Source organism: Spongiibacter taiwanensis (assembly GCF_023702635.1).
Lineage (GTDB): Bacteria > Pseudomonadota > Gammaproteobacteria > Pseudomonadales > Spongiibacteraceae > Spongiibacter > Spongiibacter taiwanensis.
Window position 1 is genome coordinate 2,918,097 of record NZ_CP098455.1, and the last position, 24,731, is coordinate 2,942,827.

Here is a 24,731-nt window from a genome sequence, read left to right on the forward strand (position 1 = left end):
TGTTACCAGCGATAGTTCACCTGGAATGATAAGGCGTAGGACTTGAATTTTTCCTCGGCGTCTTGTCCGAGCGGCAGCTGGGTATTGGTGTAGTGGCGGTTATTGTTGGCGGTGTAGAGGTAGGTAATCGCTGCGCTCCAATGGTCGTCAAATTGCTTTTGCAGGGCGGCGCTGAAATGCCACTTGGCTTGCAAATTGTTGAGTGGCGTGATCGCTGATTTCTCTGTCAAATTACTAACGCGCAAAATGCCGCCCATCGCCTTCAGGCTGTCGTTAAACTGATATTCCACTGACACCGAGTGGGCGAAATTATCCATGCCGCCAAAATCACCCTTGATCTTGATGTCAGGCGCATTGGCATCTTCTGCTCGCGATAGCGTCGTGTCGATCCCGCCCAGTGCCTCGCTCCATTCCAGCCAGCTGATCTCGGCGCCGAGGTTAAGTTGTGGTGTTACCTGCCAGGAGGCGCCCAGATTGATTTCCCGGGGCAGCGACAGCCCATCGATCTCGGCGTCGTTGTACTGCACTTTGCCCATCCCGATCGCCTGGTAATTCACCTGGGCGCTACCGCCCTCCAGCACCAGCTTGGTCTTTTCGCCATAACTGAGGCCCAGGGTCACGGTTTCGCTGGCATCGTATTGCACCCCGGCCCGCCAGGAGAAGGAAATGCCGCTGAGATTGTCGATGCGCAGGCCAAAGAACGGCCCCTCTGCGCTGGAAGTTTCGTGAAACAGTTTTTGCTCGGCCTCGGAGTAGTTAAGTGAGGCCGACAGCCCCAGACGCAGGCGGTCATTGACCCGCCAGGCGATAGCGGGTGCTGCCCGAAACACGCCGAACATGGCCGAGAGTTCATCCTCGTTGTTGTACTGGGTGGTTAAGTCCTCGTAGATGTAGCCGACACCGCCCTGGGCAAACACGCCAAAGCCCACCACAACATCTGGGTTAGCCTCTAGGGGGCTGGTCCAGGCACCGCTCACCAGCACCACAAAGTCGTTATTGGAGTGTTGCTGATTGCCCAGGGAGTCCCAATGGCTGATACCGCGAATAATGTGGGGCTCCAGATTCAGGGATAAATTCGCTGAGCGCTGTCGGGCGATCCCGGCGGTATTGCCGTTGAGGCCCATCGGGCCGCTGGAATAGGCGGTATCCGTTCCGGCTTTGCCAATGGCCTCGGTACCAAAGCCCACCGGATTGACGCCAATTCCAGCGGCGGCGAAGGGGGACCAGCAGAGTGCTATGGTGAGGGTGAGTTGCGGAAGAGGGCTGCGGGTGAATGTCATAAATATACCGATTAGTATTTTTTGGCCAATAATATACCGAAAGGTATATTATTGGCAGCGTTATTTTGGTGTGAGTTTCTTTTCCGGCAGGGCTTGGGTATAAGGGCGATCGGCATAGCGCCGTAAGGCGAAAACAGAGGTAGGGGAATGGCGGAACAGAAAATCAGCAAGCGGCAGAAAACGCGGGAGTTGATTCTCCGGGTAGCAGCGCAGCAATTTTCAAAATACGGTTTTGCTGGCACCAGCATGGATGGCTTGGCAAAGGCCTGTAAGTTGACCAAAGGCGCCCTGTACGACCACTTTGGTGGCAAAGACGATGTCTATGTGCAGAGTCTTACTGCCCATTTTGACCAGGCCCTGGACGGCCTTGAGGTGAAGACCCTGGGTTTGGCGGCGGCACCGGTGGAGGAGCGTTTGCTCTCCTTTGCCCGCAATTTCGTGCAGCTTCTGTCGGATGACAAGGTGTTCCGGCGGTTGATTATTCACTGGATTACCGACACCCGAACAAGCCCCTCGCAATTGCTGGTCAGCGGTCGGATCGTCAAGGCCTTTGATTACATGGTGGGGCTGTTGCAGGAATATCGACCACATCTGGATGCCCGCTATCATGCCTACGGGTTTTTCTGCACCGCCATTTTGGCAGAGGACATGCGCAGTGTCGCCGAGGTACTAACGCCAGAAGTGAAGTCGGTGAAAACCGCCGAGGGCCTGTTGAGCTATTTTAGGGAGACTTTGGGGTAGGTCTGCACGGCGGTCGGCTCCTCGATAAGTGGTTGAGTACAATGGGTGGTGTTAGCGAAGCGTTCCCCCTCAGAGGGGCTCGCTAACAGGGACCTCCCGCCTTAACCCAGGCCTCCAGGGCCTCGACAAATTCCGGCTGGGACAGCGGTGGCAAGCTGCGACCCTTGCCCGGCTGCCAACCCCACAGCACCAGTTCATCCTCGGCCATATGGTGTTGTAGATCCTCCAAGCTGCGATTACCGTTCTTAGTGGGATCTTTCAGCGCGAGGCACAGCTCAAAGGCAGTCAGCCCTTCCCAGCCCATGCTCAAGGGTGCAAGCGCCCAGTGGGGCGCCCCCGGAACGGCATCGTCGGCTACGTTGCGATCCTGATGGCAGGCGCTGCATTGCAGGGTCGGCGCGCCGTGATTGTCCGGTCCTCTTACCACCAATTGGGCGTGGCGGCGGCGATCGTCACCCTGTCGCGGAAATTCGGTGTTGGTATGGCAGTTCAAACAGCGCGGGTGAGTCAGTACCTCGTAAAGCGGGGCGAACAAGGTCGATTGACCGAAGACCATCTGGCTGGAGCCGAACAGGCCCAGAATCAGGCCGCTCAAAAGCGGTAATTTCATCGCAGGCCTCCTCAGGCAATGTTGAAATCGAGGTTCTTTAGGGGCAGTTCGGTAATGGCTTCCCCGGTGGCGGCGAAGATGGCATTACACAGGGCTGGGCCGACGCAGGGCACCCCCAATTCACCCACCCCGCCAGGGCGGCCGCCGCGGTTCACCAGCACGGTTTCAAAAGAGGGTGTCTGGTACATGCGCAGCACGGGGTAGTCATCAAAATTGTTTTGCTGCACGATGCCGTCTACCAGCTCAATTTCACCAAACAGCACGCTCGACAGGGCGAAGACCACGGCGGACTCCACCTGGGCAATCACCAGATCTGGATTGATCGCGGTACCGCAGTCCACCGCACTGACCACCTTGTGTATAAGCAGATTCCGCTGATCATCCACTGAGGCCTCTACCACCTGGGCGACGAAACTGCCCCAGTGGCCCATAACTGCGATTCCCTGAAAACGCCCAGGCGGCGGATTGCCCCATTGCGCAGCCTGGGCGGCGGCGTCGAGTACCGCCCGGTGCCGGGGGCTGTCGTTCAGCATGTTGCGACGAAATTGATAAGGGTCGGCGCCGCTGCGCCGGGCGACGACATCGATCAGGGTCTCCTGGGCAAACACGTCGGTGTATTTGTTCACCGAGCGCATCCACAGTGCTGGCATGTTGGGTTTGACGGTGAGGTGGAAATCCATCAGTACGTTGTCAATGTCATAGGGCATGCCGGTTTCCAGGTCGGTCAGGTCCTGCAGTGGCGGCAGCTCAACGTCCTGAAGAAGGTCGAGTACCTCCTCCACGTACAGCGAAGCGGTGACATCCTGGGTGACGGCCCGGTGGCTCCAGGAGATGACGTCGCCAGTCGCATCCACCCCCGCAGACACCCTCACCATCGCAGCGGGGCGGTAGAAGCCGCCTTTCATATCATCCTCCCGACTCCAGATTAATTTCAGCGGTTGCTGGACGACCTTGGCCAGCACGGCGGCGTCTCTGACAAAATCGGCCAGGGGGTTGCCCCGGCGGCCAAAGCCACCGCCAGCGGGCATCACATGGAATTGAATTTGATCGGGGAGCAGGCCAAGAATGGCGGCGGCAAAGGTTTTGTCCAGGGTCGGAGATTGGGTGCCGGTCCAGATGTCGCAGCTGTCGCCGCGGTAATCGATCACCACGTTAAGCGGTTCCATGGCGGCGTGGGCCTGGTAGGGGAAGTAATAGTCCTGGCTGATGACCTCCCGCGCCAGCGCATTGGCCAACAGCACCGAGCCGTCATTGCGAATCGGGACACCGGGCAGATTGAGCTTCAAGCCATCCACATTGCGCTGGGCTTTCGAGTCGGTACGCCCCGCCAATACTTCGTTCCAGCTCACCTGTAGCGCCTGGCGACCTTTGGTGGCGGCCCAATAGTCTTCCGCCAACACAGCCACACCGCCGGGAACACTGATAACATCGACCACCCCGGGGACAGCCAGGGCCCCTTGACGGTCGACGCTCAGCGGCTGACCGCCAAACCGGGGTGGGCGTAGCATCACCGCAGTGAGCATATCGGGGATGTCGATATCCATTCCGTAAAGAAAGCTGCCGTTGGTTTTCGGTACCACATCAAGGCGCTGGCGCGAGCTGCCGATAATGCGGTACTGGCTGGGGTCCTTGAGGGTTGGCGTTGTCGGTACAGGCTCCGCCGCTGCGGCCGCCGCCAACTCACCGTAGCTCGCATGGCGGCCATTCGCATCGTCGATCACATAGCCAGATTCGGTACGCAGCGTGCTTGCGCTGACTTGCCAGCGCCGGGCGGCGGCATTCACCAGCATTTGTCTGACGGTAGCGCCTACTGCCCGCTGGCCATCAAAGTAGCCCCTGACGACGGAGCTGGCCACGGTGAACTGCAGTAGCCCGGCAAAGTAGGGATTATTAAAGTTGGCGGCAACCGGCGATAGCGCAGAGCTCACCCGGCTCCAGTCAGCGTCGAGTTCCTCGGCCACCAGCATTGGCAGCGCGGTGAGGGCGCCCTGGCCAATTTCAGCGGCACCGACCAGGACGGTTACCGAATTGTCGGTATCGATTCGCAGAAATTCGCCTATCTGATAGGTGTCTGTCGCCGTTGGGGGCGAAGTGGCTGGGGTATCATTATCACGGTTGGTATCGGTGTCTGAGCTCCCACTGCCGCCGCCACAGGCTACCAATAATCCGCCGCCGGCAAGGGCGGTCAGGCGTAGGAACTGACGCCGATTCAGTCCATTGGCATTCGAAGTGGCAATGCCGCGCTCAAGTATTTTTTTCATGTTTCCCTCCCGCCGCTCGGAGCCTAATGGTCGATGCGGCAAATAAGGTTACGCTCAGTCACAGCACAAGGGGTTCTGGACTGCGGCCCTTCGGCAGCGTCTGTGCGGGCGTGACCCCGCGTGGTGTTCCTTGCTAAGGACCGGGCCATTAGCGGCGAAACCCGGCTTGGTTCGCACCCACACAGACGCTCTGAATGTGATCTTATTTGCCGCATGGACCACTAGCGTTGGTCATCGGCAATTTGGTGAATCGCGCGGCGAATCCGGGCATAGGTACCGCAACGACAGAGATTGCCTGACATCGCTTCATCAATGTCCCGATCGTTCGGCGAAGGAATTTCGGTTAGCAGGGCGGTGGCGGCCATAATTTGGCCGGATTGGCAGTACCCGCATTGGGGGATGTTCATCTCCTGCCAGGCTCGCTGCACCTGCTGGCCTATCGCGTCGGCGGCCATGGCTTCAATGGTCTCGATTCGCCGTTGACCTACCGCTGCAATCGGCAGGACGCAGGATCGTGTCGGCTGGCCGTCCAGGTGAACAGTGCAGGCGCCGCACAGGGCCTGGCCACAGCCAAATTTTGTGCCGGTAAGTTTGAGGTCTTCCCGCAGGACCCATAACAGGGGCTTGTCTTCGGCCACATTGACAGTGTGGTCGACCCCGTTGACGTCGATGGTAAACATGGTGATCTCGCAATGTTGTTATTGATTTTGTCTGGCGCCCGGCAGAATGTGCTCGGTGTTTACATTGTGGCCGGAAACACCGCTAAGACGCAAGTTAGAGTTACGGGGTATTAACCGTTTCGGATGAGTCCGTTGGTGTGGGTAACGCGAGGCGCGAGTATTGGCTAGGTTTTTTGGGAATAAAGGATTGTTGGAGATTAAAAGGAGGCCAAGCGTAGCGGGGTCTCCTGCAGCGCCGCCTGCTGCTCGCGCAGCTGCAGAATATGCTCACCCCAGTAGCGCTCGGTGTTAAACCAGGGGAAGGCCTTGGGAAACGCCGGGTCATCCCAGCGCCGGGCCAGCCAGGCGGCGTGGTGCATAATGCGCAGGCTGCGCAGGGGTTCGATCAATGTCAGCTCCCGGGGGTGGAACTCGTAGAACTCTTCGTAGCCTTCTACCAGCTCCATTAAAGCGCGCTGCTGACTGTCGGAGTCACCCGAGAGAAACATCCACAAATCCTGGATGGCCGGGGCCATTCGACTGTCGTCAAAATCCACCAGCCAGGTTTCCTCACCCCGCCAGAGAATGTTGCCAACGTGGCCATCGCCGTGACAGCGCAGCAGGGTCGGCGGCGCGTCTGCAAAACGCTGGTCGATCACCTTGAGCAAGTCCTCGCTCAGGCTGGCATAGGCATCGCGCAGGGAGTCTGGCAAAAAATTGTGTTCCAGTAGAAAGGCGCGGCTCTGATGACCAAAACTTTGGCTGCTTAGGGTCGGGCGGTGGGCGAAGGTTTCACTGCTACCTAAAAGGTGCAGCCGGCCGAACAGGCGGCCCAGCTGAAACAGGTTTTCCATGTCGTCCAGGGCCGGGGCGTGGCCGCCGCGCCGGGGGTAAATGGCAAAGCGAAAGCCCTCAAAATGGAACAGCGTGTCGCCGTCGGGGTTTTGCCAGGGTGGAATCACTGAAATCTCGTGATCGAATAACTGCTGGGTAAAGCGGTGTTCTTCCAGAATCTGTTCATCGCTCCAGCGGCCCGGGCGATAAAATTTCACCACCACGGGGTCGGCTTCTTCCAGGCCAAACTGGTACACCCGGTTCTCATAACTGTTGAGGGCAAATACCCTCAGGTCGCTAAGCAGCCCCTGACTCTCGACAGCATCGACCACGCGATCGGGATTGAGGTTGGCAAAGTCCTCCCGTACTTGATCGTTCACGACGGCCTCCCGGGTTGATTTAGCAGCGCCACACTTTTGATCTGGGCATACACACCCATGCCCTCAGTCAGGCGCAGTTGCACGCAGGACTTACGGGTAATTTTGGCAAGCAGATAGGGTGGCTGGCTACCCTCACCCAGACGCAATCGCAACAGCATTTGGGCTGGCCCGCTGGCGGCAATGGTATCGATCACGCAGGGCAGGCGATTGAGAATGGAACTGTTGCCGGCGGCGTTGAGGCTGATACTCACGTCTCTGGCCGGCACAAAAATACGCACATTGCTGCCCAGCTCGGCATGGATTTCAGCTAACTCCAGGTGGCGATGAAGGTCGAGCCGCAGGCGGCTCAGATTAAAGTGAGGGTCGTGGGATTCCACACTGGCTTGCAGCACTACCCCGGCGTCTTGCTGCTGGGCAAGGGGCAGGTCCAGACGCGAACACAGCTCGAGAATATTGCCCTGGGCCAGGACTTGCCCCTGCTCCAGCAATAGCACTTCGCTGGCCAGTCGGCTGACTTCGTGAAAACTGTGGCTGACGTAAATAATGGGAATATCCAGATGTCGGGGCAGGTCTTCGAGCAGGCTCAGCAGCTCATCGCGGGCGCTGTCGTGGAGACCAGCGAGGGGTTCGTCCATCAGCAGTAATTGGGGGTGGCGGAGCAGTGCCCGGGCAATGGCGACGCGTTTCTGTTGACCGCCGGAGAGGTGGCTGACAGGGTGTTTCACCAGGTCGCGGATCTGCAGCCAGTCGCAGACCTCCTCTTCGCTCGGGCCGGCCTTGTTGAAGGCGCGGCGGCGGGCGTAGCGAAGATTGCCCAGCACATTTAAATGGGGAAACAGGCGGGCATCCTGAAACACCAGCGCCACGCCACGCCGCTCCGGTGGCAGGAAGGATTTCGCGTTTTGCCAGTCCTGGCCGTTAAATTGAATCAGCCCGCCGCTGGGTCGCTCTAGCCCAGCGATGCAGCGCAGCAGGGTGGTTTTGCCACTACCGCTTGGGCCACAGATAGCGGTAATGCCTGAGCTGGGCAGGGCGGTATCCAGGCGAAGGGCAAATTGGCTGCGCGCTAAGGCCAGCGACAACAACAGGCTCACACGGGGCCCCCGAGCACGGCGCGGCGGTTCTGGCGATACACCAGGGTCAGCACCAGCAGGGAGAACACAATCAAGCCCCCCGCCAACACATGGGCAGAGTCGTATTGCAGTGATTCCACCCGGTCGTAAAGGGCGATTGACAACACCTGGGTTTCACCCGGGATATTGCCGCCGATCATGAGCACCACACCAAATTCGCCCACGGTGTGGGCAAAGCCGAGGGTGGCGGCCACCAGGAAGCTGCTGCGGGTCATCGGCAGCACCAGGGAGAAAAAACGGTTCAGCGGTCCCGCTCCCAATGTCGCGGCGCTTTCCAGCAGCGCGCCCGGCAATTGCTGGAAGGCGCTTTGCAAGGGCTGCACCACAAAGGGCAGCGAGTACAACACCGAAGCAATGACCAGACCACTGAAACTGAAGGACAGGCGACTGCCGGTCAGGCTAAGCCAGAATTCAGCCAGCGGTGAGGAGGGCGCAAAGGCGATCAATAAATAAAAGCCCAGCACCGTTGGCGGCAGTACTAATGGCAGGGCGACAATGGCCTGCAGTAGCGCCTTGCCCCGCCAGCGGGTATGGGCCAGCCACCAGGCCAGCGGCGTGCCGAGAAGCAGCAAGATCAGTGTGGTCAGTCCGGCGAGTTGCAGGGTGAGGGCGACTGCCTGCCAGTCCTGGGCGGTCAAAATGGCGACGCTCCCTGGGCACAAGGTCTCGGCCGAGAGGATCTGAATGGGCGCGGCGGCGCTGTGATCATGGTGTTCCTGTCAGGTTAAGCGGCGGTAGGGCGGCGGCAATGCGACGGTTTATGGCGTTCTGGCAAGACACCAAATATCGACGCGACGTGCGCCACAGCGCGTCAGTATAGCGGCCAGGCTGTGGGCTGTCGCGCCTGTGGTGAGTACGTCATCAACCAGGGCCAGGTGTTTGCCGGCGATGGATTCGGGTTGCAACACGGCAAAGGCCTTGCGCAGGTTTTGCCGCCGCTGGTTGGCCGACAGCCCCTGCTGGGCGGACGTCCACTGGCGGCGCTTGGCGGCGCGCAGCATCGGAATTTTCAGGGCCGCGGACCACTGCTCGGCCAATAGCTCAGCCTGGTTGTAGCCCCGTTGCCAGCGGCGGCGCCAGTGCAGCGGAACCGGCACCAGCAGCTCTGGCTCTGCCGCCTCGAGCCGGTCGCGGCAGGCCTCAAGCCATAATTCGCCGAGCAAAGCCCCGGCCGCGAGCTGGCCGTGGTGCTTGAACTGGTTAATCAGGCCGCCCACGGGAAAGTCGTAGCGCAGCGGGCAAAGACAGCGAGCAAAGGCCGGGGGCCGCTGCAGACATTTGCCACAGTGGATGGCGGTGCTGCCAGGGGGGAGGGGCAGGGCGCATTGCTGGCAATGGGCGCCCAGCCAGGGCAGCTCAACTTCGCAGGCATCGCAGATGGCCTTGTTGTTTTCGCTGGGCAGCTGGCAGAGCAGGCAAGCGTAGGGAAAGAGGGCATCGAAGGCCCGCCGCCAGCGGGATCTGTTAACCATAAGCGTCCTTGCAGGTTGACAGTGATAGGGGGCGCGATATGATAGCGCTTCCTCTGAACATAGCGTTGTTTGCGCCCCAAGGGAAAGTTATGAGCCCGGAAAATATCACCACCCCCCGTCACGATTGGACCGCCAAGGAAGTGCAGGCCCTGTTTGAACAGCCCTTCAACGATTTGCTGTTCCAGGCGCAGACGGTGCACCGGGCCAACTTTGACCCCAATGAAGTTCAGGTGAGCACCCTGCTGTCCATCAAAACCGGCGCCTGCCCGGAAGATTGCAAATACTGCCCCCAGAGCAACCGCTACGACACCGGGCTGGAAAAAGAAAAATTAATGGAAGTGGAAAAGGTGCTGGCCGAGGCGAAAGCTGCCAAAGCCCAGGGTTCCACTCGTTTCTGTATGGGCGCGGCGTGGCGCTCGCCCAAGAAAAAAGACATGCCCTACGTCACCGCCATGGTTAAAGGGGTCAAGGAAATGGGTCTGGAGACCTGTATGACCCTGGGGATGCTCAGTGATGAGCAAGCCAAAGCGCTGGCTGATGCGGGGTTGGACTACTACAACCACAACCTGGATACCTCGCCCGAGTTCTACGGCGAGATCATTACCACCCGTACGTATCAGGACCGTCTCACCACCCTGAGCCACGTTCGTGATGCCGGTATCAAGGTGTGCAGTGGCGGGATTGTTGGCATGGGCGAAACCGTCAAGGATCGGGTCGGGCTGTTGCTGCAGCTGGCCAATCTGCCCGCCCACCCCGAGAGCGTGCCCATCAACATGCTGGTGAAGGTAGAGGGCACACCGCTGGATCAGGTTGACGATCTGGATAACTTCGACTTTATTCGCACCATCGCCGTGGCCCGGATTTTGATGCCCCAGTCCCATGTGCGGCTGTCCGCCGGGCGTGAATCGATGAACGAAGAAATGCATGCCCTGGCCTATTTTGCCGGTGCCAACTCGATTTTCTACGGCGAAAAATTGCTCACAACACCCAACCCGGAAGCTAACAAAGACATGCAGCTGTTTGGCCGCCTGGGAATCAAGCCTGAGCAGCGCTGTGTTGAGCAGGATGACGAGGCCCAGGGCGAAGCGCTGATGGCTCAAGTGGACAAGGTCCGCAACGACGCATTCTTTTACGACGCCACTGCATAATCGCCATGTTCGAACGCGCCCTCCAGCGCCGTCTGGCAGAGCGCCGGGAGCAAAATCGTTACCGCCAGCGGCGGGTCGTGGAGTCGGCCCAGGGCGCCGAGCTGCAGGTTGACGGCCGTCAGCTGCTGCAATTTTGCAGTAACGATTATCTGGGCCTGGCGAATCACCCCAAATTGATTGAAGCCATGCACCGTGCCAGCGCCGAGTTTGGTGTGGGCGGCGGCGCGTCCCATTTGGTTTGCGGTCACTCTTCGCTTCACCACCGCCTGGAAGAACGCTTGGCGGAGTTAACGGGGCGGGATCGCGCACTCCTGTTTTCTACCGGTTATATGGCTAACCTCGGCACGGTGGCAGCCCTCGTTGGCCGCAGCGATCAGGTGTTTGAAGACCGCCTTAACCATGCCTCGCTACTCGATGCCGGTCTGCTTTCCGGCAGTCGCTTCCAACGTTTTGCCCATAATGATGTCGCCGATTTGCAGCGACGGCTGCAGCGCGCCCCGGAGGAAGGGCTGAAGCTGATTGTGGTGGATGGCGTGTTCAGCATGGACGGCGATATGGCGCCCCTGCCTGAATTGGCCGGCCTTGCCCAGCGCCACAACGCCTGGCTGATGGTCGACGATGCCCACGGTTTTGGTGTGCTGGGGGCGTCCGGTGCGGGCAGCGCCGCCCACTTTGGCCTGGACCAGCAACAACTACCGGTATTGATGGGCACCCTTGGTAAGGCCATTGGCAGCTTCGGCGCCTTTGTTGCCGGCAGCGAAACGCTGATTGAAAGCCTGATTCAATTTGCCAGACCCTACATCTACACCACCGCCATGCCGCCAGCGGTTGCTGCGGCAACCCTGGCCAGTCTGGACTTGCTGGAAACTGAAGCCTGGCGGCGTGACCATCTGGCATCGCTGATCGCCTACTTTCGCCATGAGGCAGCCCTGCTGGGACTGCCGTTAATGGAATCTAACACCGCAATTCAGCCGCTAATGGTGGGTGATGATGGCCAGGCCCTGGCAATCAGTCGGGCCCTGGAAGCCGAGGGTATTCTGATTTCTGCCATACGCCCGCCCACCGTGCCGGTGGGTACCGCGCGCTTGCGGATCACCCTGTCGGCAGCCCACCGGGAGACCGATGTGGATCGTCTGCTGAGCAGCTTGGCCGCCATCTGGCGCGAGCGAGGCCAGCTGTGAGCCAGCTCTATCGCGAGCGCCTGGCTTCCACGAGTGGCAGTACCGTCGAACTGGTGTTGCTGCACGGCTGGGCCAGTCACTGTGGCATTTGGCGGAGCTTGCTGCCGGGGCTGCGTGAGCATTTCAATATCACCCTGCTGGATCTGCCCGGCTATGGCGCGAGTGCGTCGCTTGCCGCCCCAGTCGACCCCGACACCCTGCTTGAGCAGGTGTTGCCTGAGCTGCCTCCATCAGCGCTTTATGTGGGGTGGTCCCTGGGCGGCATGTTGGCGACCTCGCTCGCTGACCGCTACCCGGACCGGGTGAATGGGGTCATTACCATTGGCAGCAATGCGGTGTTCGTGGCCAGACCGGATTGGCCCTGGGCCATGGCGCCGGAGACCTTCCAGCAATTTGCCGACAGCCTTGCCGGCAATGCCGGGCGCACTCTGAAGCGCTTTAATGCCTTGCAAGTATTGGGTGACAGCGCGGGCAAGCAGCTGTTGAAACGACTGGAGGGGCTGAACCTAACGCAGGATGTCAGTCTTGATAATCTCAGTCGGGGGCTGGCTTGCCTCAACGGATTCGACAACCGCGCGGCATTGGCGCGATTGACGGTGCCGGTGTTGCACCTGCTCGGCGAGAAGGACGCTTTGGTTCCTGCCGCGGTGGCGGAGCAGCTTGCGCTGTCGGCGAATCAGCAGGTGCAGGTCATGCCCGGCAGTGGTCATCTTCCTTTTTTGTCCCAGCCTGATGAAGTGCTCAGTGCGGTATTAGCCTTTGCCGGTGAGCACGGATGGATCATGGCAGGCGCCCAGCGTCACATCGACAAGCAACAGGTGGCCCGGGCCTTCAGCAAAGCCGCGGTCAGTTACGACAGCGTTGCCCAATTGCAGCGGCGGGTTGCCGATCATCTGCTTGCGGCGCTGCCGACGACCACTGGAACGGTGCTCGACCTGGGTTGCGGCACGGGCTACTGCTTGCGCGCGTTGCGTGAGCGGGCCAAACAACAGGTGCTCGCACTGGATCTGGCTGCGGGGATGGTGAGCTATGCGGCCAGCGCGCGAGCCGGTCAGGCGAATTACTGGATTTGTGGCGACGCGGAAGATTTGCCCCTGGCTGACGAGAGTGTTGACCTGGTGTTTTCCAGTTTGTCGCTGCAGTGGTGCGAGAATTTTGCGGCGGTCTGCGCCGAGTTGCAGCGGGTGCTCAAACCCGGTGGTCAGGCCTTGCTGGCAACCCTCGGTCCGCAAACCCTGTTTGAATTGCGCCAGGCATGGCAGCAGGTTGATCAGTACACCCACGTGAACTCCTTTGCCGACCGGGAATATTTGCAAGCGGCGATAGACGGAAGTGGTTTGAACCTGTCATGGTGGCGGGAGGCGCTGGAGGTAGTGTCATACCGGCGGCTCGGTGAACTAACCCGGGAGCTGAAGAGCCTGGGCGCCCGCAACGTCAATGAGGGCCGCCCCGGCGGTCTTGCAGGGCGGCAGCGACTGCTCGCGTTAACTGAAGCCTATGAAGGCTTTCGCCAAACGGATGGCACCCTGCCGGCCAGCTATCAGGTGTGGTACCTGTGTCTGCACAAGTCGTGCTGAACAGGAAACGGCAAAAACGAACGGCGAGAAAAGGAATGGGCAAAACGTTTTTTGTTGCGGGAACCGATACGGATGCGGGCAAGACCCTGATTTCTTGTGGTCTGCTAACGGCAGCAAACAAGATGGGACTTTCTACCTTGGCGCTCAAGCCGGTGGCCGCCGGGGCAGAGCCCGGGCCGGAAGGGCCGGTGAACGGCGATGCCATGTTACTGCTGCAAACCATGACAGAGAAGCTGCCCTACTCTCAGGTGAATCCGGTTTTGTTTCAGGCGCCCATCGCGCCGCACATTGCCGCCGCCCAAGAGGGGCGACGGTTGCAGGTCGCCCAGCTGGCAGGTTATGTTCGCGGCGCCTTGATGAAGCCCGCCGACTTGAAATTGATCGAAGGAGCAGGCGGCTGGCGTGTGCCACTGAACATGCACCAAACCATGGCCAGCCTGGCTGTGGAGCTGGAATTGCCAGTGATTATGGTGGTGGGGATGAAGCTGGGCTGCCTTAACCACGCCCTGCTAACAGCGCAGGCAATAGCCAACGATGGACTTCGGCTTGCAGGCTGGGTAGCGAATCGTATTGATCCCAACATGGACTGTTTTGAAGAAAATATGCAAACCCTGGCTGAAATGCTGCGCGCGCCCTGCTTGGGTATTGTTCCCCACTTGGCGGACCCAAGGGATTTTAACAAGGTCGCAAGCTACCTCGATCTGGGCGCGCTGGGGCTATCGCCGAAAGACCCGGCGTAGCGCAAACGCTTCCCTTTGTGTGCCTGGCTGGCGAACGGGGCTGGACCTGAATGGTACTTACTTAAGCCTGTCATTCCCGCAAAGGCGCACTACTGTCCGGAATAAATTGAGCCACACAGCTTGCAAGGACTAAATATCGTGGGCGGAAACAGCATCTGCCGGGGACGTGACTTGATTTAAGAAAGCCTCAAATATCGTCGTACCCGCGAACGCGGGTATCCAGTATGTTTGCTAACGTAGCTGGGTTTTCTGGATGCCCGCGTTCGCGAGCATGACGGCATAAAAGTCATTCCGGATAGTAGTGCGCGAAGGCGGGGGTCCTGAAACGATAGCCCCCGGATATCGTCATACCCTAGAACGCGGGTATCCAGTATGTTTGCTAACGTAGCTGGATTTTCTGGATGCCCGCGTTCGCGAGCATGACGACACAAAAACTATTCCGGACAGTAGTGCGCCTTTGCGGGAAGGACAATCCGGACGATATTTGCCTAAAGTAAGTGCCGTTCGGGCTGGACCTCATACTCTTCTCGGGTTAAAAACACGCGGTACGTCTTCTTTTTCCGCGACGCGGATTGTCGCGGCGGAAGGCCAATTCCATGATCTATTCGGAGAAACAGGATGACTGAGAGCACGGTAGCGCAGGGTGGTGGCGGTGAGGGAACAGCCAAGATTGTCTACATTCTTTATCTGATTGGCATTGTGTTTGGCATTACCGGCATTATCGGTGTGGTGATTGCTTATGTGAATAAAGGGGACGCGCCAGAATGGTTGAAGTCCCACTATCAGTTTCAGATTCGTACCTTTTGGATAGGGGCGCTGTACATCGTGATTGGCGCGATGTTGTCGATGGCGATTGTGGGCTACCTACTGCTGCTGTTTTGGGTGGTGTGGTTGATAGTGCGCTGCGTGAAGGGCATTAAAGCGCTGGACACCAAACAGCCTCATCCCGACCCGACCGGGTGGCTGTTCTAAGCCCGCGGCTTTATTCAACGTTGAGGGTTTTTCCCTCTTTAGGACCGTCATCAGTTTGCCAGCTCACCCGGATGTCCAGCCGGTGACGGTTGTCCTCTTGGCTGGCACTGACTCTCAGTGTCAGCAGCCCTTCGGGGTGCAGCAGAATCTCGCCATCATCGTCGCTGAAACGCAGTTCGCCACGATTCAGTCCCTTGGTCAGCGCTTTTAAAATTCCCTGTACGGTATCGCGATCCTGCAGCGACTCATGGCGAAAACTTTTCTTTGATTCGCGCATTGCGCTCTTCCTCGATGGCTATTTCAGCAGCTACTTTTTTAGCAACTAATAGTGGGCTTTCCCCAACGGGTTTGGAAGGCTTGGTGTAGAATTTCTGAGCGACCCAACCCCCGCCATCTAGTGCCAGGTCAGATAACTGGCCGGTTCGAGCACGCGGGTCGCATGGTGGTCATTGCTGATGCCAATCACCTTGCCGGAGGGGTGAATCAGGGTGAAGCCGACACCGAGGCCCGAGAGGCCTTCTTTAATGCGCGAGTTGCGATCCATGGTGATGTCACCTTCAATGTGCAACAGCCCCTGTCGCAACATCAACCGCTGGCCATTGGTCTGGTTGCGGTGGCCGTGCATGATGGCGTGAATGCCGAGTTTGTTGACCTTTTTTACCCCCTTTTTGCTGAGCGGCAAATCGGTCTTGCGATACTTGGTACGCAGGGTGTTATTGACGGCGCCATAATAAAACGAAAACAGGTCGTCGCTGTGTTGTTTGCGAAACAACTTGTTGAGGTGGCGATGGCCTTTTTTCTTCAGCAGGTCAGCTACGTTATCGTCCAGGCCTGCATGGATAAACAGGAAGGAGCCCGCCCGATAGCTGAGCTTCATCTTGCTGAAGAACCAGCTGAACTCGCCGCCAGGGGCAAAGAACAGGTCAACACAGCGCTGGGCGGTTGCGTAGACTTGGCGCAGGTCCAGACCCGCATCCCGGTAGGCCTGTTCGAAACTGTCGCGCTTCTTCGCCATGCCGGCAATTTCCTTGGCAATGGCTTCGTCGCTCAATTTGCCTCTTGCCGCGTCGGCAAATGCTTGCGGCCAGGTGTCGCGGGGCATCAGCCGCTGGCGACAGGTTGCCTCATCCGGTATCGAATGTGGCAGGGGATTGCCGCTCAGGTAGACGTCAAACACTTCCTTGAGCAGGGGCACCACCTTGGGTCCCATGCGCAGAAAGAAATGCTCGCTGAGGACGGTGCGGGGGCGGACCAGGGTACGCAGACCCACCAGCAAGCGGATGTCGTGGTTGCCTGCCAGGAGTTTGACCTTGGCGCCGGTGTCGAGCAATTGACGAATTTTGCGCAGCAACGCCAAGTTGCTCGGCCCCTTGTCTAAACAGTCACCGCCGATCACGAAGCAGGCCTTCTTGCCGTAGTCGCTGAGGCGCAACTGCTGGCCGTCTTCCACAATGCCGCCAGAGGCGATCAGTGAGGCTGCAAAGGCATCGGCATCCGCGTGGGCGTCGGAAAAAAACAGGACCGGTTGCTTGGGCCAGCGCCATTGCTTGAGAGCGTGGCCACTGCGCAGGGCGGTGGCGAGGGCAATGTCGTTTTCGTCAGATGCAGTATTGTCCAGCGCCCATTGTTCCATGCGGCGAAGGGCATGGTTGGGAAAGTAGCGCTGCAAAACGGCTTGCTGAGAGGGCGTGGTAGTGCCGAGCTCGGGGAGTCGAATGGCGGGCTCTACCGCTGTCGGCATCGAGTCGCCGTAATATCGCGTGATAGTGTCCATCATAGTGCCGGGTATCCTCGCCTCGCTATTCAGGCCGCCTGGTGTCTGGCAGTGCGTTGTCCGTTGGACAGTGCTGCGCGCTGTTTTCTCACTTCCTCTTTATATTTCATCTTTGTTGCAAATCGATGACGAACTCGCTGCAACCGCCGATGTCGCCGGGCAAGGGCAAAGTATGTGGGTGATATGCGGAGGATGCGCGGTGTATTAATCTGCGTGGGCTTCGCGGTGACGGATTTTCCAATTGCCGCCGATGTGATGCCAATGATCGTCGATCCGTTCCAGAAAGACAGGTTGGGCGTGGTACATGCTCAATGTGGGGATATCCGACTCTGCCAGCGCGCCCATCACCGATGCCGCATGACGGATAGCGGCGCCGTGGCCCACAAATACTTTCAGTTGAGGGTCACTGCCAGTGTTGGTCATGGCCCCTTCAATATGGCTGGCAACCCGGTGTCCTGCGTCCATCAATGATTCTGCACCGGGCAGGGGCAGGCGGAAATGACTGTCGCTTTTCCAGTTATCGGGCAGTGGTGGGCAGCGCGGGTCGCTGGCCACCGCTTGCTGAATTTGGGTCGTGGTGAGATTGGCAGCGCTGCCCACATTGCGTTCCCATAGCGCATCAAATGACGCGGTGGTCACTGCGGTGCCCGTTAGCCGAGTCAACTCGTCGGCCAGAATCTGCGCAGTCTGCCAGGCGCGTAACAGGCTGGAGCAGTCAATTTGGTGCGCCAGCGTGAGCTGATGTTCGGCGCAGAAATCCATTAGTTGCGGGGCTGCGGCCCGGGCCTGGGCTCGGCCTGTTTCGGTGAGCGGCCAGGGTTGCAGGGCACTGGGGGTATCGGCCTGTTGGTGATAGTCGCCGTGACGGAGCAGGGCGATGACAGTTCTCACCATGCTTACGCTCCCACCAGCGAGGTGATGGCATCGGCGGCCTTGGCAAAGTCGGCTCTGCCGGTGATTTCGTAGCACGCCACCCCCTTGAGCGCAGCCAGGTACTTCTCGGGCTTGGGCCTAATATCACCATCGAGGAAATGGCCCTCGCTGTCTTGATAAAACGGGCCGGGGGATTTCATTACCGCGGGCAGCAGTTCCCGACGTTGGTTGAGATCAACCTGTGTAATCGTGGTCTCTGCATCGGCGGCATGGTGCCAGTTCAGGATAAACAGGGCCTTTAACGGCGCGTTGTGTTGAATGCGACCTTCGCCGTAGCAGGCGGTGATGGGCACATCGTACTTTTCCTCCAGCTCCCACAGGGCCTGCTTGGGCAAATTGGTGAGGGCCTGCTGGCGTGCCGTTGGCAGCAGGCTGACCAGCCGAAGGTTGTTGAGCAGGGTGCCGGGATTCACCCGAGGCAGCTTGGGCACCCCGGCAGCCTGGGCGCCATTGCCCTCGACCTTGATGAACAAACGGTCATTGCTGACAAAGCGGGTTCGCTCACCTTCCATCAGGGTCAGCATCAGGGTGGACTTGCCACCACCGGAAAGACCAGCCAGCGCAATCGCCTGGTTCTGATGGGCATCGAGCACGACCCCCGCCGCATGACAGATCAGCCAGCCCTGCTGCTGCAGATAGTTCATGTACTGATTGTTGATGAAGTTGATCACCTGATTGTCATTCTTCAGGCAGGGCCCCACCACCAGGGCTTCGGTCGGTGATTGGAGAAAGACCATGCCGGTGCGCACTTTGCGCAGCAATCGGGTGTTGGGTGTCAGTGCCAGGTAGCTGTCCTTGCGGGATTGCTTGCCCGGCTCCCGCTTCCAGTCTTTGAAGGCCAGATCCAACTCCGGTGCTGGCGCCTCAATGGCGGTAATGGTGATGTTAACTAGCTGATCGTTTGCGTCGCTGGCAGGCGATGCTGCTGTTGATGGGGCTGTTAGATGCGCCATATAGTGCGCAATCTTTGCTAGCAGGTTTTCATTGTTACTGCGCAGCTCCAGCGTCACACCGGCGATGTGAAACTGCACCGCTCGCGGAAGGGGTTGGCGCTCCCCCAGTAATTGATGACGAAGGCGCTCGACGTTGTCGGTGGTCATGAAAGTTGCTCCACCGCGTAATCCGCATAGCGGGCGGCGGCGTCGATGCCCGCACCCTCAAGCGCGCCCTTGAATCCCCCAAAGGCGGACACCTCGAATACCACCGGACCGTTATCGGTTTCGGCGATGTCGACGGTGGTGAAGTCCATACGGAAAGCGGCCTGGGCTCGGCGTGCAATGTCGATCATATCCGCCGGTGCCTGGTAGCTCTCATAACGGCCGCCGCTGTGGATGGTGGTGTTCCAGCTGGAAGACTGGCTTACCCGGGCATAGGTGCCCAAATACTCGCCCCCCAGAAACACCAGCGCCAAGTCTCTGCCGGGTAAATTTAGGCGCTTTTGAATGTACATCACCGGGTTGGCGGCCATAAAGGCCCGCACTGCAGCGCTGATTTCCTCACTGGGTTGATCAGTGTCGATGATGCACATGCCCCGGGCCTTGGTGGAGTAGAGGGGTTTAAACACGGCGCTGCCAAAGCGGTGAATGGCATCCAGGGCCTGGTCGATATCTTCGGTCACGCAGGTTTCCGGCATGGGGATCTGCTGGGCCTGTAGAGCCATGGTGCCAGACAGTCGGTTGATCAGCCGAGCCATGGAGTTCACCGGGCTGAACACGCGTACCCCGGCTGCTTCGGCGAGGCGCAGCATTTCCAGTCGGTCCAGGCTTTGGGGGCTGTACTGGGCGGTGATTTTCTTGACGATAATACCGTCGAGCTGGCACAGGTCCTGATCGCGATACAGCAGGCGGCCCTGCTGTAGATCCATGCTCAGCTCATGCATGTCGACCACCAGGCGAAATCCTGTGCGTTGCTCCAGGGCGTCTGCCAGCACTTCGGTTGACCACTTTCCGGGAATGCCGACAACGGCGATACGTGGCTTAGGCAATGAACATCTCCCTGACTGTCAGTGTAAATTTTTCCGGCTTCTGGGGGTTGGCGGCCAGTGCTTGCTCAAGCAAGTAGCGAGCTCGAAAGAACATGCCTTTAGCGTGAGCCTTGTCGAGGATAAAGCGGGTTGAGCTGGCAAAGGAGCGGGCCAGGGCGAGCGCCATGCGCAGATCGAAACTGGTGTCATCCTGCTCGCGCGCAAATGCACTGGCCGTCTCATGAATACGCAATGCTGATTGCATTAAGCGTCGACGAACGGGGGTGTCCAGAATTTGCAGCCGATAATTGGACACCATAAATACCGACACATCCTGCACGTAATCCATATAGCGGGAGCGGTGCAGGTCGATGAAATTGATCTTCTGGCTGGCGGGGTCGTAAATAATGTTGTCGATATTGAAATCGCCGTGGATATACACCGAAAAGGGCGCCGCCAATTTGGCTTCCAGCTCGGTGGCCTGCTCGATAAGGGTGTCAAAGGCGGGCAAACGCAGCGCGTTGATGCGGCTGGGCGCGCGATTAAACTCGGGGTGAATTTTGTAGACCGGGTCGATGCGTCGTTTTAGCTGGCCGCCAAAATCCGCAGTGACCGGTTCTTTGATCAGGGTTTCCCGCCATACCTTGTTTAACGTTTCAACGAGGCGGTCGTGGGCCTGCGCAAACAGATTGTCGTCGGCTTGTAAGGCCAGCTTTTCAAAGGTCAGTCCGGGCAAGTGCTCAATTAGCAGCGCGGCAGACTGGCCCCGTTTGTCGTAGGACAAGATTCGCGGTGCCAGCCCGGGATAAATATCGTGCCAGCTTTTAACGCCTTCCCGCTCCTCCTTGACCTTCTTTTTCTCACCATCTTTAAAGATTCCCAGATAGCTCTGGTCGGTTTCCTTGCCGCTGGAAACCCCGGCGATGGCGCTGCCAGATCGGGTTTCGGCAATGGTTTCAATTTTGACGTCGTCGACTTTCTGCTGGCGCTGCAGCTTTTCCACCGACGATTGCAGTGAGCGGTAGCGCTCAAGGCTCACGGTCTGGCCGACATTGGCTGAGATAATGGCTTCGCTGATATTCACCAGCGCGTCGCCCATTGACGCCACGCTCTGACTAACGAACAGCGCCTGGGCGAGATCTTCCGTCTGCTTCTTGTTGTTTTTCAGCGCCTGAATATAGCGCTTTTTCAGCTTGTTGCAGTCCTGCTCCAAGCGTCCTTCAAATCGGGTGATGCGCAGCGCCCGGCGACTTTTGTTGTCGCTGATGGCGGGTTCCAGCATTTCCAGCGCATCGCGAATGTGCTGCAACATGGGCACATAAAGGGTGGGGCGCAGCACTTCGGGGGCCGACATTCGCTCAACATGGCTGACACAGCCAATGGCCAGGGTGCCAATATCTTCCAACTGGGAGGCGATTTCCTCAATGCTGCGCAAGGCGGTGATCTGCGGGTGGCCCGGCTCAAACTGGGTCAGGTGTTGCAGGCAGCTGTTATGAATACGCTGCTTCAGATTCTGGATATACCCTTCCCGGCTGAGAATGTCCTTGGCATTGCCCTTGCCGACGTCGCCAAAAAAGACCTGCAGCTTTTCGACCAGCGAGTCGATTTCGACCTGCAGAAAATGCAGATTGCTGGCGATGCTGCTGGGGATTTCCATAGGGCAGATCCGGGGTGTCTGATTGGCGGTGCAACAAAATTGTCATAACGATACTGCTAAAGTAATACAGAATTGTTAAATTTGCTGCTGCATGGCCACCGAAGTGGCCGTTGGTAGCAGAACAAGGAGTTGTGGTTGATGTCGCCCATTCGTTTGAGCCGGACGGTTGAAATCCCTGATGGCCTGCGAATCAGCCGCTATCGGAAGAGCCCCGAGCTCGGCCCCAAGGTGCTGTTTTTCAGTGGTGGCAGCGCGCTTAACTCGCTGTGCAAAACCCTCAAGGATTACACCCACAACTCTACCCACCTGGTCACTCCCTTCGATTCCGGCGGCAGCTCCGCCGAGTTGCGCCGGGCCTTTGGCATGCCCTCGATCGGTGATTTACGCAGCCGGATGATGGCATTGGCCGACGAGTCGGTGCTGGGGCATCCGGATATCTTTCGCCTGTTTAACCATCGTTTTCCCAAAGGCGGCAGCAGTGACGCGCTGCGCGCTCAGCTAGAGACCATGGCCCAGGGCAAGGGTGAGCTGATGAGCGAAATCGCCAATCCGATGCGGCGTTTGATTTCTAATCAGCTCGGCTATTTTCTACAGGCAATGCCGGCCGATTTTAATTTGGCGGGTGCCAGTATCGGCAACCTGATTCTGACCGGCGGTTACCTCAACAATCACCGCCACCTCGATCCCATTGTGTTTCTGTTCTCCAAATTGGTGAACGTGCAAGGCACCGTTCGCGCCATCGTTGATGAGGACTTGCACCTGGTTGCCGAGTTGGAGGATGGCTCTCGGGTGATCGGGCAGCACGCACTGACTGGCAAGGAAGTGCCGCCGCTGCAAAAAAAGGTGAAGCGGGTGTTTCTGTCGGCATCGGCGTCTCAGCCTGAGCCAACACCCTTGTCGGTGCGCAAGAAAAATCGCAAGTTGATCGAGTCAGCCGAGCTGATTTGTTATCCCCCCGGTAGCTTTTATTCCAGCCTGCTAGTGAACTTGCTGCCATCGGGAGTGGGGCGGGCCATTGCCAGTAACGGCTGCCCAAAGGTGTATTTACCCAACCTGGGCCGCGACCCGGAGCAGTACGGCATGACGCTGGATGATTGTCTGGATCAACTGCTCGCCCAGTTACAGGCGGACTGCGGCGAGGAACCTACCCCGGTGTCGAGTCAGCTGAACTTTATCCTCATTGACAGCCGGCAGGGCAACTATGGCCCGCTGCCCTCGGCAAAGCGCCTGGAACAGCTGGGCATCTCGGTGATCGACACCCGGCTGGTCAGCAAGGCCAGCGCGCCTTACTACGACAATGCGCTGCTGGTCGCGGCCCTGATGTCGCTGGTCTGATCCCCGCCAGCCCGGCATAGCGCGCCTTTCCGGGCGATGCCCCGCTTCCGGGGCACGCCTCCCGCCTTTTCCTGCTCACTCTGCGGCCTTCGCCGGCCACCATTGATTGACCCAAATGACATAAAAATCCGTCACCAGGGACTTGCCCAGCGCAAAAACCCTGCTATAGTTTTCACTGTCAACATTGGTGAGCCGTTTTAGCTTGCCCGGTTTAAGAGTGAGGTTTTCCCATGCCGCAATACAAAGCACCCCTGCGCGATATCCACTTTGTCCTCAAGAATGTGCTCAACTGCAACGAGCACTATACCAAGCTGGCAAAAAGGGAAGAGGTAAGTGAAGACTTACTTGATGCCATCATTGAAGAAGGGGCGAAGTTTTCTGAGAACGTGCTGTCGCCGCTGAACCAGGTTGGCGACCAGGAGGGTTGTACCTGGTCTGAAGACGGGGTGACCACACCCACCGGCTTCAAAGAGGCCTACCAGCAATATGCCGAGGGCGGTTGGCCTTCGATGACGGCGGCCACCCAGTTTGGCGGTCAGGGTCTGCCCAATTCCATCGGCCTGGTAATGAGTGAGATGGTGAGCTCTGCCTGCTGGTCCTGGGGTATGTACACCGGTCTGTCCCAGTCTGCCGCGCGGCTACTCGAGAATTACGCCAGCGAGTCACTTCAGGAAACCTATCTGCCCAAGATGGTAGACGGTACTTGGGGCGGCACCATGTGTTTGACCGAGCCCCACTGCGGCTCGGACCTGGGCATTCTGCGAACCAAAGCCGAGCCCCAGGCCGATGGCAGCCACCGCATTACCGGTACCAAGATTTTTATTTCTGGCGGTGAGCACGACCTGACCGAAAATATTGTTCACCTGGTGCTCGCCCGTATTGAGGGCGCGCCGATGGGCACCAAAGGTATCTCCCTGTTTCTGGTGCCCAAGTTCCTCCCGGACGCGGATGGCAATGTTGGTCAGCGCAATGGCGTGAGCTGCGGCAGCATTGAACACAAGATGGGCATCAAGGCTTCGGCGACCTGTGTCATGAACTTTGATGGGGCCACCGGCTTTTTGGTCGGTGAGCAAAATCGCGGCTTAAATGCGATGTTTCATATGATGAACTCAGCTCGCCTGGGCACCGCACTGCAGGGTCTGGCGTCTGGCGAACTGGCTTTCCAGGGCGCATTGACTTACGCCCGGGAGCGTCTGCAGATGCGCTCGCTCAGCGGCCCCAAAAATCCGAACGGCCCCGCCGACCCGCTGATTGTGCACCCCGACGTGCGCCGTATGCTGCTGACCCAAAAGGCCCTGGCCGAGGGTAGCCGCGCCTTTATTTACTGGGTGGCGCAACTGGTGGATGTGTCTTACTTCTCAGACGATGAAGAGGCCCGCGAGCACGCCGAGAACCTGTCAGAGCTGCTGACCCCGATTGCCAAGGCCTTTGTTACCGAGACTGGCCTGGAGTCGGCCAACTACGGCATGCAGGTCTACGGCGGTCACGGCTACATTGCCGAGTGGGGCATGGAGCAGATCGTGCGTGACCTGCGCATTTCGACCCTGTACGAAGGCACCACCGGCATTCAGGCGCTGGATCTGCTGGGTCGCAAGGTGATGGGCAGCGGTGGCAAGCAGCTGGCGGTGTTCACCAAAATTATCCATAAATTCTGTCAGTCTCAGCAGCACCGCCCGGAGATGGCGGAGTTTATCGGCCCGCTGGCCAAGCTGAATCAGGAGTGGGGCGAAGTCACCGCCAAATTGGGTGAAAAGGCCATGGCCAACCCGGAAGAGGTGGGCGCTGCCTCAGTGGACTACCTGATGTACGCCGGCTACCTCTCCCTGGGCTACATGTGGGCGCGGATGGCGGCCATTGCGCTGGAGAACGACGGCAGCGATGCCTTCCTCAGTGCCAAGGTGCAAACGGCCCAGTTCTACTTCCAGCGCCTGCTGCCCCGCACCGAGTCGCACAAACTGGCGATGCTCAATGGTGCTGACTCCATCATGGCCATGCCGGCGGAGGCCTTTGCCTTTTAATTTGCGGGGGACATCCCCCGCTGCCTGAATCACCGTAATACTCAGACCCAATCCGGCATTTAT

The 24,731-nt window shown here is 58.8% G+C and carries 22 protein-coding genes; 8 read left to right on the forward strand and 14 right to left on the reverse strand.

What is annotated here, in order from left to right; genetic code table 11:
- Positions 1 to 2: 2 nt before the first annotated feature.
- Positions 3 to 1,280, reverse strand: coding sequence for an OmpP1/FadL family transporter (locus NCG89_RS13295; RefSeq protein ID WP_251087037.1), 1,278 nt, complete (start codon positions 1,278 to 1,280; stop codon positions 3 to 5).
- 147 nt (positions 1,281 to 1,427) lie between these two features.
- Between NCG89_RS13295 and NCG89_RS13300 the strand changes: the two genes are divergently transcribed.
- Positions 1,428 to 2,021: a TetR/AcrR family transcriptional regulator gene (locus NCG89_RS13300; RefSeq protein WP_251087038.1), complete on the forward strand. Its 594-nt coding sequence runs from the start codon at positions 1,428 to 1,430 to the stop codon at positions 2,019 to 2,021.
- An 82-nt stretch (positions 2,022 to 2,103) separates the two neighbouring features.
- On the opposite strand, the gene NCG89_RS13305 is transcribed toward NCG89_RS13300, so the two are convergent.
- From NCG89_RS13305 to NCG89_RS13335, 7 genes are all read right to left on the reverse strand, one after another.
- Positions 2,104 to 2,631 carry a hypothetical protein gene (locus NCG89_RS13305; RefSeq protein WP_251087039.1) on the reverse strand — a complete coding sequence of 176 codons (528 nt, stop codon included), beginning with the start codon at positions 2,629 to 2,631 and terminating at the stop codon, positions 2,104 to 2,106.
- An 11-nt stretch (positions 2,632 to 2,642) separates the two neighbouring features.
- Positions 2,643 to 4,892: a xanthine dehydrogenase family protein molybdopterin-binding subunit gene (locus tag NCG89_RS13310; protein ID WP_251087040.1), complete on the reverse strand. Its 2,250-nt coding sequence runs from the start codon at positions 4,890 to 4,892 to the stop codon at positions 2,643 to 2,645.
- Positions 4,893 to 5,113: 221 nt separating this feature from the next.
- Positions 5,114 to 5,572, reverse strand: coding sequence for a (2Fe-2S)-binding protein (locus NCG89_RS13315; protein WP_251087041.1), 459 nt, complete (start codon positions 5,570 to 5,572; stop codon positions 5,114 to 5,116).
- Between the two features lie 197 nt (positions 5,573 to 5,769).
- Positions 5,770 to 6,765 carry a serine/threonine protein kinase gene (locus NCG89_RS13320; protein ID WP_251087042.1) on the reverse strand — a complete coding sequence of 332 codons (996 nt, stop codon included), beginning with the start codon at positions 6,763 to 6,765 and terminating at the stop codon, positions 5,770 to 5,772.
- Positions 6,762 to 7,859, reverse strand: a complete 1,098-nt coding sequence (gene modC, locus NCG89_RS13325; RefSeq protein ID WP_251087043.1) for a molybdenum ABC transporter ATP-binding protein — start codon at positions 7,857 to 7,859, stop codon at positions 6,762 to 6,764. The genes NCG89_RS13320 and modC overlap by 4 nt, the downstream gene beginning before the upstream one ends.
- Positions 7,856 to 8,539, reverse strand: coding sequence for a molybdate ABC transporter permease subunit (modB, locus tag NCG89_RS13330; protein ID WP_432757892.1), 684 nt, complete (start codon positions 8,537 to 8,539; stop codon positions 7,856 to 7,858). Before modB ends, modC begins: the two co-directional genes overlap by 4 nt.
- Before the next feature lie 117 nt (positions 8,540 to 8,656).
- Positions 8,657 to 9,370, reverse strand: a complete 714-nt coding sequence (locus NCG89_RS13335; protein WP_251087045.1) for a ComF family protein — start codon at positions 9,368 to 9,370, stop codon at positions 8,657 to 8,659.
- Between the two features lie 89 nt (positions 9,371 to 9,459).
- Between NCG89_RS13335 and bioB the strand changes: the two genes are divergently transcribed.
- The 5 genes from bioB to NCG89_RS13360 all read left to right on the forward strand — a co-directional run bounded on the left by bioB (position 9,460) and on the right by NCG89_RS13360 (position 14,988).
- Positions 9,460 to 10,518: a biotin synthase BioB gene (bioB, locus tag NCG89_RS13340; RefSeq protein WP_251087046.1), complete on the forward strand. Its 1,059-nt coding sequence runs from the start codon at positions 9,460 to 9,462 to the stop codon at positions 10,516 to 10,518.
- 5 nt (positions 10,519 to 10,523) lie between these two features.
- On the forward strand, positions 10,524 to 11,699 hold the full coding sequence (gene bioF, locus NCG89_RS13345; protein WP_251087047.1) for an 8-amino-7-oxononanoate synthase: 1,176 nt from the start codon (positions 10,524 to 10,526) through the stop codon (positions 11,697 to 11,699).
- Positions 11,696 to 13,276 carry a malonyl-ACP O-methyltransferase BioC gene (bioC, locus tag NCG89_RS13350; RefSeq protein WP_251087048.1) on the forward strand — a complete coding sequence of 527 codons (1,581 nt, stop codon included), beginning with the start codon at positions 11,696 to 11,698 and terminating at the stop codon, positions 13,274 to 13,276. Before bioF ends, bioC begins: the two co-directional genes overlap by 4 nt.
- Positions 13,277 to 13,311: 35 nt before the next feature.
- Positions 13,312 to 14,016 carry a dethiobiotin synthase gene (gene bioD, locus NCG89_RS13355; RefSeq protein ID WP_251087049.1) on the forward strand — a complete coding sequence of 235 codons (705 nt, stop codon included), beginning with the start codon at positions 13,312 to 13,314 and terminating at the stop codon, positions 14,014 to 14,016.
- 618 nt (positions 14,017 to 14,634) lie between these two features.
- Positions 14,635 to 14,988 (forward strand): DUF4870 family protein, encoded by a 354-nt coding sequence (locus NCG89_RS13360; protein ID WP_251087050.1) that lies wholly within the window; start codon positions 14,635 to 14,637, stop codon positions 14,986 to 14,988.
- 10 nt (positions 14,989 to 14,998) lie between these two features.
- On the opposite strand, the gene NCG89_RS13365 is transcribed toward NCG89_RS13360, so the two are convergent.
- From NCG89_RS13365 to NCG89_RS13390, 6 genes are all read right to left on the reverse strand, one after another.
- Positions 14,999 to 15,265 (reverse strand): amphi-Trp domain-containing protein, encoded by a 267-nt coding sequence (locus tag NCG89_RS13365; protein ID WP_251087051.1) that lies wholly within the window; start codon positions 15,263 to 15,265, stop codon positions 14,999 to 15,001.
- Between the two features lie 117 nt (positions 15,266 to 15,382).
- Positions 15,383 to 16,765 (reverse strand): metallophosphoesterase, encoded by a 1,383-nt coding sequence (locus NCG89_RS13370; RefSeq protein WP_251087052.1) that lies wholly within the window; start codon positions 16,763 to 16,765, stop codon positions 15,383 to 15,385.
- A gap of 201 nt (positions 16,766 to 16,966) precedes the next feature.
- Positions 16,967 to 17,656: a histidine phosphatase family protein gene (locus tag NCG89_RS13375; RefSeq protein ID WP_251087053.1), complete on the reverse strand. Its 690-nt coding sequence runs from the start codon at positions 17,654 to 17,656 to the stop codon at positions 16,967 to 16,969.
- A 2-nt stretch (positions 17,657 to 17,658) separates the two neighbouring features.
- Positions 17,659 to 18,795: an HprK-related kinase B gene (locus tag NCG89_RS13380; RefSeq protein ID WP_251087054.1), complete on the reverse strand. Its 1,137-nt coding sequence runs from the start codon at positions 18,793 to 18,795 to the stop codon at positions 17,659 to 17,661.
- Complete coding sequence (locus NCG89_RS13385) at positions 18,792 to 19,679, reverse strand: GAK system ATP-grasp enzyme (protein ID WP_251087055.1); 888 nt, start codon at positions 19,677 to 19,679, stop codon at positions 18,792 to 18,794. Before NCG89_RS13385 ends, NCG89_RS13380 begins: the two co-directional genes overlap by 4 nt.
- Positions 19,672 to 21,315, reverse strand: coding sequence for a phosphotransferase (locus NCG89_RS13390; protein ID WP_251087056.1), 1,644 nt, complete (start codon positions 21,313 to 21,315; stop codon positions 19,672 to 19,674). The genes NCG89_RS13385 and NCG89_RS13390 overlap by 8 nt, the downstream gene beginning before the upstream one ends.
- Positions 21,316 to 21,453: 138 nt before the next feature.
- On the opposite strand from NCG89_RS13390, the gene NCG89_RS13395 reads away from it, so the two are divergent.
- Together NCG89_RS13395 and NCG89_RS13400 are read left to right on the forward strand one after the other, a co-directional pair.
- The gene (locus NCG89_RS13395; protein ID WP_251087057.1) at positions 21,454 to 22,650 is read left to right on the forward strand and encodes a GAK system CofD-like protein; all 1,197 of its coding nucleotides are present in this window, start codon (positions 21,454 to 21,456) and stop codon (positions 22,648 to 22,650) included.
- Positions 22,651 to 22,880: 230 nt separating this feature from the next.
- Positions 22,881 to 24,668: an acyl-CoA dehydrogenase C-terminal domain-containing protein gene (locus tag NCG89_RS13400; RefSeq protein ID WP_251087058.1), complete on the forward strand. Its 1,788-nt coding sequence runs from the start codon at positions 22,881 to 22,883 to the stop codon at positions 24,666 to 24,668.
- Positions 24,669 to 24,731: the final 63 nt, after the last annotated feature.

What these genes read in the sequence shown, in the direction of transcription:
- NCG89_RS13295 (WP_251087037.1), bottom strand. Translation starts at nt 1,280, where the DNA reads ATGACATTCACCCGCAGCCCTCTTCCGCAACTCACCCTCACCATAGCA.
- NCG89_RS13300 (WP_251087038.1), top strand. Translation starts at nt 1,428, where the DNA reads ATGGCGGAACAGAAAATCAGCAAGCGGCAGAAAACGCGGGAGTTGATT.
- NCG89_RS13305 (WP_251087039.1), bottom strand. Translation starts at nt 2,631, where the DNA reads ATGAAATTACCGCTTTTGAGCGGCCTGATTCTGGGCCTGTTCGGCTCC.
- NCG89_RS13310 (WP_251087040.1), bottom strand. Translation starts at nt 4,892, where the DNA reads ATGAAAAAAATACTTGAGCGCGGCATTGCCACTTCGAATGCCAATGGA.
- NCG89_RS13315 (WP_251087041.1), bottom strand. Translation starts at nt 5,572, where the DNA reads ATGTTTACCATCGACGTCAACGGGGTCGACCACACTGTCAATGTGGCC.
- NCG89_RS13335 (WP_251087045.1), bottom strand. Translation starts at nt 9,370, where the DNA reads ATGGTTAACAGATCCCGCTGGCGGCGGGCCTTCGATGCCCTCTTTCCC.
- bioB (WP_251087046.1), top strand. Translation starts at nt 9,460, where the DNA reads ATGAGCCCGGAAAATATCACCACCCCCCGTCACGATTGGACCGCCAAG.
- bioF (WP_251087047.1), top strand. Translation starts at nt 10,524, where the DNA reads ATGTTCGAACGCGCCCTCCAGCGCCGTCTGGCAGAGCGCCGGGAGCAA.
- bioD (WP_251087049.1), top strand. Translation starts at nt 13,312, where the DNA reads ATGGGCAAAACGTTTTTTGTTGCGGGAACCGATACGGATGCGGGCAAG.
- NCG89_RS13360 (WP_251087050.1), top strand. Translation starts at nt 14,635, where the DNA reads ATGACTGAGAGCACGGTAGCGCAGGGTGGTGGCGGTGAGGGAACAGCC.
- NCG89_RS13365 (WP_251087051.1), bottom strand. Translation starts at nt 15,265, where the DNA reads ATGCGCGAATCAAAGAAAAGTTTTCGCCATGAGTCGCTGCAGGATCGC.
- NCG89_RS13370 (WP_251087052.1), bottom strand. Translation starts at nt 16,765, where the DNA reads ATGATGGACACTATCACGCGATATTACGGCGACTCGATGCCGACAGCG.
- NCG89_RS13375 (WP_251087053.1), bottom strand. Translation starts at nt 17,656, where the DNA reads ATGGTGAGAACTGTCATCGCCCTGCTCCGTCACGGCGACTATCACCAA.
- NCG89_RS13380 (WP_251087054.1), bottom strand. Translation starts at nt 18,795, where the DNA reads ATGACCACCGACAACGTCGAGCGCCTTCGTCATCAATTACTGGGGGAG.
- NCG89_RS13390 (WP_251087056.1), bottom strand. Translation starts at nt 21,315, where the DNA reads ATGGAAATCCCCAGCAGCATCGCCAGCAATCTGCATTTTCTGCAGGTC.
- NCG89_RS13395 (WP_251087057.1), top strand. Translation starts at nt 21,454, where the DNA reads ATGTCGCCCATTCGTTTGAGCCGGACGGTTGAAATCCCTGATGGCCTG.
- NCG89_RS13400 (WP_251087058.1), top strand. Translation starts at nt 22,881, where the DNA reads ATGCCGCAATACAAAGCACCCCTGCGCGATATCCACTTTGTCCTCAAG.